The 13,738-nt window shown below is 44.5% G+C and carries 15 protein-coding genes; 12 read left to right on the top strand and 3 right to left on the bottom strand.

Annotation, left to right across the window (positions count from 1 at the left end):
• Positions 1-10 precede the first annotated feature (10 nt).
• Positions 11-379: a VOC family protein gene (locus tag MHI11_RS19680; RefSeq protein ID WP_106066370.1), complete on the top strand. Its 369-nt coding sequence runs from the start codon at positions 11-13 to the stop codon at positions 377-379.
• A 63-nt stretch (positions 380-442) separates the two neighbouring features.
• Here MHI11_RS19680 and ribD read toward each other — a convergent pair whose 3' ends face one another.
• Genes ribD through MHI11_RS19665 form a run of 3 tightly spaced genes read right to left on the bottom strand, consistent with a single transcriptional unit; the run spans position 443 to position 3,153 of the window.
• Positions 443-1,534, bottom strand: a complete 1,092-nt coding sequence (ribD, locus tag MHI11_RS19675; RefSeq protein ID WP_106065981.1) for a bifunctional diaminohydroxyphosphoribosylaminopyrimidine deaminase/5-amino-6-(5-phosphoribosylamino)uracil reductase RibD — start codon at positions 1,532-1,534, stop codon at positions 443-445.
• On the bottom strand, positions 1,521-2,282 hold the full coding sequence (locus tag MHI11_RS19670; RefSeq protein ID WP_003215082.1) for a GTP cyclohydrolase II: 762 nt from the start codon (positions 2,280-2,282) through the stop codon (positions 1,521-1,523). Before MHI11_RS19670 ends, ribD begins: the two co-directional genes overlap by 14 nt.
• Complete coding sequence (locus MHI11_RS19665; RefSeq protein ID WP_185108084.1) at positions 2,260-3,153, bottom strand: VOC family protein; 894 nt, start codon at positions 3,151-3,153, stop codon at positions 2,260-2,262. Before MHI11_RS19665 ends, MHI11_RS19670 begins: the two co-directional genes overlap by 23 nt.
• A gap of 176 nt (positions 3,154-3,329) precedes the next feature.
• Between MHI11_RS19665 and MHI11_RS19660 the strand changes: the two genes are divergently transcribed.
• From MHI11_RS19660 to isdG, 11 genes are all read left to right on the top strand, one after another.
• Positions 3,330-3,662, top strand: a complete 333-nt coding sequence (locus MHI11_RS19660) for a winged helix-turn-helix transcriptional regulator (RefSeq protein WP_050944548.1) — start codon at positions 3,330-3,332, stop codon at positions 3,660-3,662.
• Positions 3,663-4,032: 370 nt separating this feature from the next.
• Positions 4,033-4,491 (top strand): NEAT domain-containing protein, encoded by a 459-nt coding sequence (locus tag MHI11_RS19655; protein ID WP_340962121.1) that lies wholly within the window; start codon positions 4,033-4,035, stop codon positions 4,489-4,491.
• Between the two features lie 20 nt (positions 4,492-4,511).
• Positions 4,512-5,168 carry a heme uptake protein IsdC gene (gene isdC, locus MHI11_RS19650; protein WP_340962120.1) on the top strand — a complete coding sequence of 219 codons (657 nt, stop codon included), beginning with the start codon at positions 4,512-4,514 and terminating at the stop codon, positions 5,166-5,168.
• 18 nt (positions 5,169-5,186) lie between these two features.
• Positions 5,187-6,995, top strand: a complete 1,809-nt coding sequence (locus MHI11_RS19645) for an NEAT domain-containing protein (RefSeq protein WP_340962118.1) — start codon at positions 5,187-5,189, stop codon at positions 6,993-6,995.
• 75 nt (positions 6,996-7,070) lie between these two features.
• Positions 7,071-7,958 carry a heme ABC transporter substrate-binding protein IsdE gene (gene isdE, locus MHI11_RS19640; protein ID WP_340962117.1) on the top strand — a complete coding sequence of 296 codons (888 nt, stop codon included), beginning with the start codon at positions 7,071-7,073 and terminating at the stop codon, positions 7,956-7,958.
• A 33-nt stretch (positions 7,959-7,991) separates the two neighbouring features.
• Positions 7,992-8,978, top strand: a complete 987-nt coding sequence (locus MHI11_RS19635) for a FecCD family ABC transporter permease (protein WP_044140297.1) — start codon at positions 7,992-7,994, stop codon at positions 8,976-8,978.
• Positions 8,965-9,735: an ABC transporter ATP-binding protein gene (locus MHI11_RS19630; RefSeq protein WP_340962116.1), complete on the top strand. Its 771-nt coding sequence runs from the start codon at positions 8,965-8,967 to the stop codon at positions 9,733-9,735. The genes MHI11_RS19635 and MHI11_RS19630 overlap by 14 nt, the downstream gene beginning before the upstream one ends.
• 26 nt (positions 9,736-9,761) lie before the next feature.
• Positions 9,762-10,514: a class B sortase gene (gene srtB / locus MHI11_RS19625; RefSeq protein ID WP_044140295.1), complete on the top strand. Its 753-nt coding sequence runs from the start codon at positions 9,762-9,764 to the stop codon at positions 10,512-10,514.
• An 18-nt stretch (positions 10,515-10,532) separates the two neighbouring features.
• Entirely contained in the window at positions 10,533-11,471 is a 939-nt protein-coding gene (locus MHI11_RS19620) for an ABC transporter substrate-binding protein (protein ID WP_340962115.1), read from the top strand.
• A complete protein-coding gene (locus MHI11_RS19615; protein ID WP_044140293.1) occupies positions 11,468-12,481 on the top strand; it encodes a FecCD family ABC transporter permease in 1,014 nt (337 codons plus the stop codon). Before MHI11_RS19620 ends, MHI11_RS19615 begins: the two co-directional genes overlap by 4 nt.
• A 1-nt stretch (position 12,482) precedes the next feature.
• A complete protein-coding gene (gene isdG / locus MHI11_RS19610; RefSeq protein WP_044140292.1) occupies positions 12,483-13,604 on the top strand; it encodes a heme oxygenase in 1,122 nt (373 codons plus the stop codon).
• The last annotated feature ends 134 nt before the right edge of the window (positions 13,605-13,738 follow it).

Here is a 13,738-nt window from a genome sequence, read left to right as displayed (position 1 = left end):
AGAGAGGATTATGTCAAATTTTGTTGGAATCGATCATGTTCAATTAGCTGCTCCAAAAGGTAGTGAAGAGAAAGCACGTTTGTTTTTTGGCGGAATTTTAGGAATGGAGGAAATACCCAAGCCTAGTAATCTAGCTAAACGTGGAGGTGTCTGGTTTCAATGCGGTCACCATCAGCTTCACATTGGAATTCAGGATCATTTCCAAGCTGCAAAGAAAGCCCATCCAGCTTTTCTTGTAAAGAGTCTATCGGAATTAAAAAAGGCATTATTGAAGCACCACATTAGCATCAGAGAAGATGAGCCATTGGAAGGAGCCAGCCGGTTCTATGTAGAAGATCCCTTTGGGAATCGAATTGAATTTTTAGAGAGAACAGACTAAAAAAACTAGATTTTTAAAAACAAGGCGGCTGTTGAGGGGATCTAAACAGCCGCCTTATTTTTGTTATTGATAAACGGGGTAACCCGTTATTTTGATATCTTTCCCTAGTGTTTCTACTGAGAGTTGATCCAGTTCAATGGCATCACTCATGAGACGTATGCCTTCGCCTCCAAAAAAGGAAGGAGACAGCCTTCCGCCAATGAGTTTAGGTGCCATATAAATGACCAATTTATCTACAAGCTGCTGTTCTAAAAATGAAGCATTGATCTGGCCGCCGCCTTCAATCATGAGGGAGGAGACATTTCTTTCTCCCAGCATTTGAAGCACTTCTTGCAGGGGCACCCGCGTCTCGCTGTCTGTTACAAAGACGCTGACGCCGGCTGCTTCTAAAGCGGCTCGTTTTTCCTCATCGGCTTGCTTTGTTGTAAAGATCCATGTTGGTGCCATCTGATCAGTGACGATCTTTGCTGTCAGCGGTGTTGAGAGCTTAGAGTCTAAAACAATTCGAATCGGATGATGCCCATTTGGAATCCGTGCAGTTAGTGAAGGGTCGTCATGAATAACAGTTTGAGCACCGACCAAAATCGCATCATTGATACTGCGGATATGATGAGCATCATAACGGGATGTCTCAGATGTAATCCATTTGCTGTCAGACGTAGCAGACGCAATTTTTCCGTCTAAGGTAATACCTGTCTTGAGCGTCACGAAAGGTGTTTTTTTCGTAATAAAATGATTAAACACTTCATTCATGAGAATGGATTCCTGCTCAAGTACGCCTGTAATCACTTGGATGCCAGCATCTTGTAAAATGGCGATTCCACGGCCAGCGACAAGCGGGTTCGGGTCAAGTGCTGCCACGACAACGGTTTCGACGCCTGCTTTCACAAGTGCCTCCGCACAAGGACCTGTACGGCCATGGTGAGAACAAGGCTCGAGGGTCACATAAATGGTGGCTCCTTTTGCCTTGTCTCCAGCCATTTTAAGTGCATGAATTTCAGCATGTGGTTCACCGGCTTTCATGTGAGCACCGACTCCAACAATTTCATTATCGCGCACAATCACAGCCCCGACGAGCGGGTTCGGTGATGTCTGTCCTTTCATTGCACGTGCATTTCCTAGGGCTAGATTCATATATCGCTCATGATGTGGCAATCGTACGCACCTCTTGCTCCGCCTTCATGTGACCTGAGCGGTTGATTTTTGTCTGCAAGTATTTTTCATTAAACTCTGAGACATCACCCCAAAGCGGAATACGTCCAGAAAGAGATAAGCCTGCATGGCTGATGGCATCTGTCTTTTTCGGATTATTGGTAATGAGTCTGACTGGCTTTGTACGAAGTGTTTGAAGAACCGCGATGGCTTCTTCATATTGACGCGTGTCATCTTCAAAGCCGAGTGCTTCGTTCGCTTCTACTGTATCGTAGCCGTTTTCTTGAAGGATATAAGCCATGGCTTTCGTGAAAAGTCCAATACCTCGGCCTTCATGGTTGGCTAAATAAAACAGGGCACCTGCACCATTGTCCTCAATCATTCGCATGGACTGCTTCAATTGGAATCCGCAGTCGCAGCGCTTGCTTCCGAAAATATCACCAGTGTGGCAAATGGAATGCATGCGGATAAGAGCTTCGTCAGCGTGCTCGAAATCTCCATACACTAGCACGCTTGACTGCTGATGATCGGCAAGCTGGCGGGACGAGAGGCTTTCGATTAAAGCTTCATCTGACAATGGCTCTAACCCATCGTCTTTTAACCATGAATACCAGTTGAACATCACCGTTCTGCCGTCTAAATTCACTGGCAATTTAATGGGTCCAGTGATATATATATACCCGTCTTCTTGCTGTACTCGTTTGATTTTATCTTTTAAAATGGCTGTTTTAAGATCTGTGTGTTTGTCCATATTCTGCACCTTCTTTTTTGTCTGTTTCTTCAATCTGTAAACGAACGAGAACGCCAAATGGATCAACAAATTCGTTGCTTTTTCCTATTGTTTTCACTTGAGTGCCTGCTTTTGTTAGACGCTCAACGACGGACTGTCTGTCTGCTTTTTGTGGGAATACGAGTGTATAGCTTCTAATTCCTGAAAAACGTGGATCAATGGCTCCTTTTCGTCCGCGTCCCCATGCATTAAAGGCAAGGTGATGGTGGTACACACCAGCGGCGATAAATACGCTTGCTGGTGGAGCCATTCGGATATGAAAACCGAGCGTATTGACATAAAAGGAATCAGCTTCTTCTGGGTTCAGATGGAAATGTAAGTGTCCCATCACTGTACCAGCCGGAAGTCCTTCCCACGTCGTATCAGCGGCTTCTTGCAGGAGACCATCTCCATCAAGAGGTGCATTTCCACCACCTTTCAGTTCTCCATGCTCACCTACCCAAACGTCCTCAGGGCGATCAGCATATATTTCTACGCCAATGCCGTCAGGGTCACTTAAATAAATGGCTTCACTGAAAAAGTGATCGCTTGCTCCAATTAAAGGATAGCCTTTTTTCATCACATGTGCCAGCCATGTGCCCAGGTTTTTTCTGGTAGGTAATAAAACAGCAAAATGATAAAGTCCTGGCTCATGATCAGGCTTCTCCTTGAGCTGTGCATCTTCTTTTAACAAAAGAATGGGTTCCTTTGCATTGCTTCCAAGAGTGGCGGTGGATTCCGTCTGTTCTAATATGGTAAATCCTAAAATGTCTGTATAAAAAGGTAAAGAACGCTCAAAGCTGGATACATGTAACTCTGTTACACCCAATCTTAGCTTCTCAATTGTCTTCAAGCTCGGTCATCTCCTTCATGATATATGCATCGGCATGTTCAAATGTTTTTGAAAATATATAAAAATGAATACCTTGTTACTTAAAGTAACTAAACTATATAATAGTTAGTTGCTTATTTCAAGTAATTAATTATGTTATAATGAAAAAAAGAGAGAAAAGCGGGAGGGAGTAAGGTATGGCTCAAGTAGATGGCTGTCCAATCACAGATGCCATGGAGATTCTAGGCAAGAAGTGGGTCATTCTCATCATCAATCAGCTTCTGACAGGCCCTAAGCGTTTCTGTCAGCTTGAAAATGAAATGAACATCAGCGGACGATTATTATCAGAAAGGCTGAAGGATTTAGAGGCTGAAGGACTCGTTGAGAAAAACGTATACCCTGACATTCCAGTACGGATTGAATACGAATTAACAGCGCAAGGGAAGAAAATAGAGCCGATTATTCGTGAAATGTATGCTTGGTCTTTAGAACGTAAAAACAGCAAAAAAGGGGAACATGTCCCTTCCTAATCGATTTCGATCAGTCTGTCTGATCGAAATTTTTTTGTGCGATTTTCCAGAAATCTAAGTCAATAGTATGAAAAATGATGTTGACAATAAATTCACTCATCATATAAGATCAAGAAGAAGAGGGTTCTTTTCCCTGTAATGGAATGGAGGTCATGCCATGGAATCATGAATGGGACAGATTGCCTAAAACACGTGTCAAACCATCATTTAGAAACAGACATCTTTGGCTTTTAGGAAGCAAAGATTTATTTTTTCAACTCAATTGATAATGATTATCATAATCATCTATAAGTGTGATCAAGCGCTTATAAAGGTTATTTTTTTTATTGTTCATTGAGAATAATTATCAATATCATTTAGGAGGGTTCACATGAAAGCCATTCGTTCAACATCACACGTATTATTGTTCTTTAGCTTTGTTCTATTATTTGCTCTAGCCCCGATTAGCTCAGCCTCAGCAGCAGGCTTAGCAGATGGTCAACATTCAGTACAATATGTGGTATGGAAGGCAGATAGCGATTCGACTTCAACAGCGAATACGTATTTTGAAAAACCAGCCAAGCTTGTCGTGAAGGAAGGAAAAATCAAAGCACAAGTCACGTTAACGAATAGCTCTTGGATCACAAGCTTTAAAACACTTGATCAAGGTGTCTACAAAGATGCGAAGGTGATTAATACAAACACAGCTGTGAATAAGAGAACAGTAGAATTCAACGTGAACAGCCTGACAGAAGTCGTACCAGCAAAAGTGAGCGTGACTGTACCGGTCATCGGATATACAGGCAATTATGACGTACGTCTCAAGTTTGATGCAGCATCTGTTCAATAAAAAGGGAGGAAATTCGCTTGATGAAAAAAATGATGAGGCTATCAGTCTTCATGACCGCTTTATTATTGGCACTCATGCTGCCTTTTTCAAACGCACAGGCTGCCACGTTAAAGGATGGTACATACTCCGTCAACTATACTGTGCTGAAGGCTGAAGGAAATGCGGTCTCCATGGCAAATGATTACTGGCTGAAGCCAGCAAAAGTGATTACAAAAAATGGGAAGCTGACAGTACAAATGACTATTAAAAATAGCAGCTGGGTGACGGAATTTAAAGTCCCCGAAAATGGCAGCTATGTCGATACAACGGTTCTCTCAACCAATAAAAAAGCCAACACAAGGATTGTTCAGTTCCAAGCTCAGAGCTTGTCTAAACCAATCAAGTCAAAAATTCATGTCACTGTAAAATCTGCTGATTATGATCATGATTATACCATTCAGCTGAAATTTGATGAGAGCAGTATCAAGTCACTTTCTTCTAACAGCTCAAACGAAACAGCGGGTGCTGCAGAAAATCATCAATCATCAAAGGAATCAACCAAAAAATCTGATTCATCCACTCATACGAAACAAGAAGAGAATCCTCAAACTGGTGATACAAACCAGGCAGGGTGGCTCCTTGTGCTTGCTCTATGCTCAGGCGGATTTTTAGCAAGAAAGTGGATCATCAAGCATTAAGGAAGGAAGTGTCACCATTTGAAACGTCTTTTTCATCTAAAGGCAGCCATTCTGCTCGTTTTATTCAGTTTATTGACTGCATTTCAGATTCCTCAAGGAACGGCTCAAGCTGCATCATTTGTTGATGGTGAATACACGGTCGGATTCACTGTTTTAAAAAATGGCAGCACAGAAGCGTCCATGATGGATACGTATACAGAAAAGCCAGCTAAGCTGATTGTGGAAAATGGCAAGACGACTGCCTATGTCACACTGAAGCAAAGCAAAGAGATTACAGATTTCAAGGTCGAACAAAATGGCGCTCTTGTCACCACTGAAACCGTCAGTGAGGATGAAACTGCCAATACACGTGTGATCAAGTTTGATGTTGCCGACTTATCAGCCAAATTAAACGGCTGGGTGAAAATTTACTGGGATTTAGGCGGCCTTATTTATGACGAAGCATATGACGTACAGCTTGCATTCGATCAAAGCAGCCTAACGCTCGTTACACCTGCAAAGCCAGACGATAACGAAACAAAACCAGATGACCAAAATGGCACAAAGCCAGACGATAACGAAACAAAGCCGGATGACCAAAATGGCACAAAGCCAGACGATAACGAAACAAAGCCAGATGATCAAAACGGTACAAAGCCAGATGATAGCGAAACAAAACCAGATGATCAAAATGGTACAAAGCCAGATGATTCTGCGCAAAATCAATTAAAAGATGGTGTGTATCGTGTCAATTACAGTGTGCTAAAAGGGGATGAGGACGAGGCATCTCGGATGAACCAATACTTCTCACATCCTGCATCCTTAACCGTCAAAAACGGAAAGCAAACCATTTCCTTTACGGTGAAGGACAATACGTCGGTTGCTTCTTTGAAAACAGAGAAAAACGGCTCTTATCAAGAAGTGAAAACCGTCAGCACAGATCAAGCAAAGAACACAAGAATCGTCTCATTTGATGTAGCTGATTTGAAAAAAGCTGTCAAAGGAAAAGTACACATTGTGGTGGCAGCTGCTCACTATGACCAAACCTACGATATTCGTTTTCAATTTGATTCAAAGAGTATCTCTCCACTTAAGGACGGTCAGGTAGAGGAAGAAACACCAGCCACTCCAGAAACACCAAAACCAAATACACCATCACCAGAAACAAATAACGGCGGAGTTGCTCAAGAGACGGCTCAGCTTAAAGATGGTGTATACAAGCTTCCTTTCTCAATGAAGAAAGCAGACAAGGATGAGCTTTCTCGTATGAACGATTACGTCGTGAGCCCTGCGACATTGGTTGTGAAAAATGGCCGCCATTTCGTTTCATATACAGTGAAGAATAGCTCAGCCATCACGTCCTTCCAAGTAGGAACAGGTGGCAAGTTTGAGGAGACGCTTGTTGCAAAAACAGATCAAAAATCAGATACACGAGTGATTCAATACGAAGCCAAAAGCTTAAGCACGGCTCAGGCAGCACGCGTGAAAATTGACATTCCAGCTGCGAATTACCATGAGCAGTACGATGTCAAACTTGTTTATGACACAAAAGGCATCGCACTTGGTGAAGGAAGCGGAATTGCGACGGTTATTGGAGACGATGAGAGTATCGGCTTTGTCAAAAATCCAAATGATCGCGATTCTCAACCAAATCAACTTGAGAATTTAGCGCCAGAGGAAACAGGCGCAGAGCAGATGACATTTACGCCATCAGATGACCAAACCAAGTCTGAGACTGGACAGCTGAATCCGAAAACAGGAGATACCTCTCTTCTCTGGATGTATATTCTTTTATTCGGCGGGTCGTTATTCGTGCTCGTGAGAAAGTATCAAACTAAGGCAAGATAGATTGTTTATTTTAAGTGAGATGCGCCATTCAACTCGGCGCATCCACTCTCTTTTTTCGAAAGGAGGCTTCTGTTTTTGAAGCATCGAATGTTACGTTCCCTGATCGCTGCTTTAAGTGTGTGCGTGATCTTGTCAGGGTGCTCACAGTCGGCTGAAAGCTCAGCGAAAGGCAAGAAAAGCGCGGAATCAAGTGCGCGCATTGTGGCAACGACTGTAGCTGCTGTGGAGATCATGGATGCTTTAGAGGTGGATCTTGTCGGGGTGCCAACAAGTCAAAAATCCTTGCCAGCTCGTTACAAAGGACTGCCAGAAGTCGGCAACCCAATGAGCCCGGACATGGAAATCATCCAATCACTTCAACCGACAGGTGTCCTGTCTGTCACGACCCTTCAATATGATTTAGAGACACCCTTTCAACAAGCAGGTGTCCCTGCCACATACTTAAATCTCGAGAGCATGGCTAACATGGAGAAGGCGATTAAGAAGCTCGGAGATCAGTATGACAGAAAGAAACAAGCCGAGCGCATTGTGTCTGACTTTGAGCAAAAAAAGAAAGACATACAAGAGAAGACGAAGGGAAAACGAAAGCCATCCGTTCTGATTTTGCTTGGTGTACCAGGCAGTTATTTGGTGGCGACAGAGCATTCATATATTGGTGATCTTGTGCGTATCGCAGGTGGAAAGAACATTGTCAAATGTGAGAAAATGGAGTATTTGGCTTCCAATACGGAGTATTTACAAAAAGCCAATCCAGATATCATCCTCCGGGCCGCACATGGGATGCCAGATGAAGTCGTCCGTATGTTTGATCAAGAATTTAAAACAAATGACATTTGGAAGCATTTTCATGCAGTCAAGCAAGACCGGGTGTATGACCTCGAAGAAAGCTTATTCGGGACAACGGGCAATTTAAAGGCAGCAGAAGCATTAGATGAACTAACGCGTATGCTGTACCCGTCATAAGCGGTGAATCTGAATGATAAAAGGACGTTTAAGATGAAAAAAACAGGGATTTTATTTCTGACAGTCAGTGTCTTACTAGTGTGCGTGTTTATTTATTCCGCCATTACTGGGAGCATTCATGTCACCCCGATTGAATTATTGGAAGGGCTCATCACCGGTCAACATGCACAGGTAGAAATCATTAAAGATCTCAGAATTCCTCGCATGCTCATTGCAATGTTTACAGGGGCAGCCTTATCTGTCTCCGGTGTACTGCTGCAGTCGGTCATGAGGAATCCATTAGCTGATGCCGGCGTCATTGGGATTTCATCAGGAGCCAGCTTCTTTTCTTTAATGGCAATAACAGCACTTCCTCAATTTTATTTCTACTCTCCTTTATTTTCGGTGTTAGGTGGAGCCATTGCGTGTTTCCTCGTGTATGTTCTGTCTTGGAAGGGTGGATTAAGCCCCATCCGTATGATTTTGGTTGGGATCGCCATCAATGCCATGTTTACTGGAATGGCAGAAGCGTTCGTGACCATTTGCAGCTATTTCAATATCACGATCAATCAGTCAGGACAGTCGAATCTTACGATGAAAACGTGGGGAGATGTCCGTTTAATCGGAGTCTATGGCGTCGTCGGCCTTGTCGTAGCCCTTTTCTTCAGCAGATGGTGTAACCTCTTGGCTCTTCAGGACAAGACAGCGAAAAATTTAGGATTGCGTGTGACCAGAATGCGCCTTTTGATTTCCATCACAGCTGTATTGCTTGCGGCGGTGACAGCAGCGGTAGCAGGCGTGATCGCCTTTGTCGGTTTGCTTATCCCACACATTTCAAGAAGACTTGTCGGCTCGGATCACCGGGTACTCATTCCATTTTCTGCGTTAAGCGGGGCTTTGCTGATTCTGACGGCTGATACGCTCGGCAGGACGCTTGTCGCGCCAAATGAAATTCCTGCTTCTACGATCATGGCCGTGATTGGCGGGCCATTTCTGATCTTTTTACTAAGAAGGGGGGATCGTCTCCATGGACATTCGTGAGGTGTCATTCTCATATGACCAGCAGAAGGACATCGTTCAATCGGTCACAACACACATTGAAAAGGGGAAAATCACAACCATTATCGGTCCGAATGGCTCAGGGAAATCCACACTGCTTTCATTGATGGCGCATAACCATGCTCCAAACAAAGGGCAAATTCACTTAGACGGCCAAGCACTGAATGCGTTTAAGCCAAAGGAGCTGGCAAAAAAGCTGGCTGTCGTCCATCAGCAAAATGAAGCGCCGCTTGATTTAACGATCGAGAGGATCGTGGCATTCGGCAGAACGCCGTACCAGACGATGCGCGGAGGAGACAAGGAAGAGGATGAGAGAGCGATAGAGTGGGCGCTTTCCAGTACAAAGCTAACGGAAAAACGAAAGGTGCCGCTCGCCTCACTGTCAGGCGGTGAGCGGCAGCGAGTATGGATTGCGATGGCACTTGCGCAAAAAACGCCGATCCTTTTCTTAGATGAACCGACAACCTATTTGGATATCTATTATCAATTTGACATTCTTGAGCTGATTCGAGAGCTTAATGTTGTGCATGGGTTAACGATTGTCATGGTGCTGCACGATATGAATCAGGCTGTTCGATACAGCGATGTCATCATTGCGATGAAGGATGGACAGATCATTAGTGAAGGACAGCCAAACGATGTGTTAACTGAAGAGATGGTGCGGCACATTTATCATGTGTCCGTCACGATTACACAGGATGCAGAAACAGGGATGTACATCGTGCCTGTTGGTATATAAGCTGTGCAAAAAGCAGGTGAGACAGTGTGAAAAGAGGAAAACGGGTCTGGCAGCGGATGCTGACGATCGTCTGTTTAGGTGTATTCATTTATAGCGGATCGGCCATTGGCTTAGAGCTGTTCGGCTATTATCAAAATCGTCAGGTGCTGGCAAAGGCTCAGACGATGTATGGTCATGAGAAAGGAATGAATGAAAACCGGGAGCCGGGAACCATTCGTACGTCATTTGATGAACTGCGGAAGGTAAACGACGACATTGTCGGCTGGATCAATATGAAGGACACGATGATCCAATACCCAATCGTCCAATCTAGCGATAATGCGTTCTACTTAACCCGTAATTACTTAAAAAATGGCACCCGGGCAGGCAGTATTTTTATGGATTATCGCAATGATGTCTTGCATGAAAGTCCGAATACTGTGGTGTACGGGCATCGGATGAGAGATGGGTCCATGTTCGCTGGACTCACAAACTATTTAAAAAAGGATTTCTTCGATGAGCATCGGACATTTCAGTACGATACGCTGTATCAAAGCTATGAAGCGGAGATTTTTGCCGTGTATGAAACAACGGTGGACTTCGATTATATTCAAACCGATTTTCAAGATCTTGGCGAATATGCGCACTACTTGCAAGCTGTGCGAAAAAAATCAATCTACCAAACGAAGACAGACGTGTCCACTGATGACCTCATTCTCACTCTATCGACCTGTGATCATGTGCTTGCACCGAAAAACGGGCGTCTCGTGGTACAGGCAAAGCTAAAGAAAGTTTACTAGAAAAGGAGAGACAGGCGGTTGAAATTTTCACATGTGATCTTCGTGGGACTTGTCTTGTTGCTTCTCCTCGGCGGATGCAGTCAGGTAGCACCTGTAGAGAAAGGGAGCGGTCAAGGTGCGCTGAAGATAAAGGACTTTGCGGGCAGAACGCTGTCGATTGAAGACTCCCCTCAGCGTATTGTCTCATTATCGACTGGAGACATGAGCATCCTATATGCCTTAGGCGGTGAGGTGGTCGGTCGTCCGGCCGCCGAATTACCAGAGAGCTTACAACAGGCTACATCAGTCCAAACAATTGGTACCACACATCAATTTGATGTAGAGCTCATCACCAGCTTAAAGCCCGATGTCGTACTTGGGAATGAACAATTAAACAGCAAGGACATCTCTATAATAGAAGGAATTGGTTCACAGCTTCTTTTGACAAGTGCCAATTCAGTGAAGGACATCCAGCGCCAAATTACGTTATTCGGAGATTTGCTAGGGAAGCAGCAAAAGGCAAAAGCGCTTAACAAGCAAATCGATCAGCGGAAAAAGCAGGTCAAACAGCCTCAGAAAAAAGTGAAGACACTCGTTGTATACGGGGCACCTGGCACATATATGGCGGCACTTCCTCAATCCTTAAGCGGAGATTTACTGCACATCGCTGGAGGGACGAACATTGCCGAGAATGAACCGGCACTCGAGAAATTCCCTCAATACGCTCAAATCAATGCAGAAAAGGTCATTGAAGCTGATCCTGATCTTATCCTGCTTATGACCCACAGCAATCCTGAAGATGTGAAAGCGGGCTTTATGAGTGAAATGAAACAGAATGCCGCATGGCACGATGTGTCAGCCGTCAAACATGGACACGTCGAGATTCTGCCTAGTGATCTATTTGGGACGAATCCAGGCGCAGACGTGATGAGAGCGATTGATGAGCTAGAGAAAAGATTGAAGCGATTGTCATCATGAAAATGAATGCAGAATTAGATTTTCAAAAAAGACAGTCGAGGCGAAGATGGCTGATACCCGGGCTATTCATCTCGTTAGTTGTAGGCGCATGCCTAGGGCTTGCATTAGGTTCTGTTCAATTATCACTGCAAGACTTACTCTCTGCTTTGACGGGATCAGGTCAGCCTGTTCATGAAAAAATTGTGATGGATTTACGCCTGCCGCGCGTTCTCATCGGTTTCATCGTTGGGGCATGTCTCGCAGCATCAGGGGCGATTTTACAAGGAGTCGTCCGAAATCCACTCGCTGACCCTGGCATCATCGGTGTGACGGCTGGCGGCGGATTGGCTGCTGTGCTCAGCATGATTGTGTTTCCACAATTCACGTATTTGCTGCCAGCCGCTGCTTTCCTTGGCGCTTTATTAGCGGCACTTGTGGTGTATATGCTCTCATTTGATCAAGGGGTTTCACCGCTGAAGCTGATTTTGGCGGGAGTGGCAGTCAATGCCCTGCTTGGGGCGGTGATGAATGGGTTTATGGTGCTTTATAGTGAGCGTGTACAGGCTGTCCTGCCCTTTTTATCAGGAGGATTAAATGGACGGAGCTGGCATCATCTAACCTTCGTGTCGCCATATGCGCTCGCTGGGTTGTGCCTTTGTTTTTTTGCCATCAAGCCGGCAAATCTTCTTTTGCTTGGCGATGAATCGGCTCAGCTGCTCGGTCTCAGAGTAGAGCGCACCCGGTTTTTCTTAATTGCACTGGCGGCACTTTTAGCTGGTGCAGCAGTAAGTGTGAGCGGCTTAATTGGATTTGTCGGACTGGTCGTTCCTCATTTTATCCGTCTTTTAATTGGAGATGACTACCGGTACCTGCTGCCGATCTCGATGCTGGGCGGAGGCGTGCTTGTGGTTTTTGCAGATACAGCGGCACGGGTATGGTTTACACCGGTTGAACTGCCTGTGGGTATCCTGCTTGCCTGCATCGGTGCACCTTTCTTCCTCTATTTATTAAAAAAGAAAGGGAGGGGTTAAGTTGGATGTGATCGCTATGGATGACGTGAGTCTCAGTCAAGGAGGCTTTCAGCTGTCATCTATATCAGCAGCTGTTCCTAAAGGAAGCGTGACAGGAATTATTGGACCGAATGGATCAGGGAAGTCGACTTTTATTAAAGCAGCCGCACGTCTTACGTCAATCGAAAGCGGCACGATATACATTCACGATATACCGCAAAAAGAGATGACCGCTCAGGAGATCGCAAAGGAGATCGCCGTTCTCATGCAGACGAGAACAGCCATTCCATCTATGACCGTACGGGAGCTGGTCGCACTTGGACGCAGCCCGCATCGTTCGATCTGGAAAAAAAGCTCGAAGACAGATCAAGAAGCGATTGAGTGGGCGCTTAATGTGACCAATAGCCGGATCAATGAAAATAGAATGCTGCATACATTGTCTGGCGGAGAAAGGCAAAAAGCGTATATTGCGATGGCGCTCGCTCAGAAGACAGAGACGATTATTCTGGATGAGCCGACAACTTACTTAGATATTGCGCATCAGCTTGATTTACTAGAGCTGCTCAAACAGCTGAATAAGACGCATGGGATCACCATTTTAATGGTTCTTCACGACCTGCAGCAGGCAGCAAAATATTGTGACCGCCTTATTGCGATGAAGCGTGGTCAGATTGATCAAATAGGGACACCAAAAGAAGTATTAACAGAAAGCTTTTTCAAAGAGGTCTTTGGAATTCAGGCTGAAGTTCACTTAGACGGTGAGCATCCGCTTATTATTCCAATCGCTTCGATCCAACAACAAAAGGGAGATGAACCAAACATGATCATTGTCAACAACCAGGTAAGAGTAGAAAAAGGCAGTGCCGACCACCTCGTCAAGCGTTTTAACAAGCAAGGACAAGTAGAATTCATGGAAGGATTTTTAGGCATGGAAGTATGGGTCACACAGCAGACAACCGAATACGATGAAGTGACCATTCATACACGCTGGAATCGAAAAGAAGACTTTGTGAATTGGACAAAATCTCAGGCATTTGGTGATGCGCACGCTCATGGGAAAGCGAAACCTGAAGGACTATTAAAAAACAAAATTACGTACTATGAAGTGCAAGTCACTAGACCAGCTTTACAGAAAAAAGCCTAAAAAAGAAACACAGCGCTGCAGCTCACGTGTAGCGCTATTTTTTTTGCGTTTTTTTACTTTCTGTCACATATCTTTGACAAAGTATTCAAATAACTGACACAATACCATCCAATTTTTAGGTAAAATTTACTTTA

The sequence above is a fragment of the Bacillus sp. FSL K6-3312 genome (assembly GCF_038007485.1).
Taxonomy (GTDB): Bacteria; Bacillota; Bacilli; order Bacillales; family Bacillaceae; genus Bacillus; species Bacillus pumilus.
This window is presented reverse-complemented; position numbering and strand designations above follow the sequence as displayed.

What these genes read in the sequence shown, in the direction of transcription:
- MHI11_RS19680 (WP_106066370.1), top strand. Translation starts at nt 11, where the DNA reads ATGTCAAATTTTGTTGGAATCGATCATGTTCAATTAGCTGCTCCAAAA.
- MHI11_RS19670 (WP_003215082.1), bottom strand. Translation starts at nt 2,282, where the DNA reads ATGGACAAACACACAGATCTTAAAACAGCCATTTTAAAAGATAAAATC.
- MHI11_RS19660 (WP_050944548.1), top strand. Translation starts at nt 3,330, where the DNA reads ATGGCTCAAGTAGATGGCTGTCCAATCACAGATGCCATGGAGATTCTA.
- MHI11_RS19655 (WP_340962121.1), top strand. Translation starts at nt 4,033, where the DNA reads ATGAAAGCCATTCGTTCAACATCACACGTATTATTGTTCTTTAGCTTT.
- isdC (WP_340962120.1), top strand. Translation starts at nt 4,512, where the DNA reads ATGAAAAAAATGATGAGGCTATCAGTCTTCATGACCGCTTTATTATTG.
- MHI11_RS19635 (WP_044140297.1), top strand. Translation starts at nt 7,992, where the DNA reads ATGAAAAAAACAGGGATTTTATTTCTGACAGTCAGTGTCTTACTAGTG.
- MHI11_RS19630 (WP_340962116.1), top strand. Translation starts at nt 8,965, where the DNA reads ATGGACATTCGTGAGGTGTCATTCTCATATGACCAGCAGAAGGACATC.
- MHI11_RS19615 (WP_044140293.1), top strand. Translation starts at nt 11,468, where the DNA reads ATGAAAATGAATGCAGAATTAGATTTTCAAAAAAGACAGTCGAGGCGA.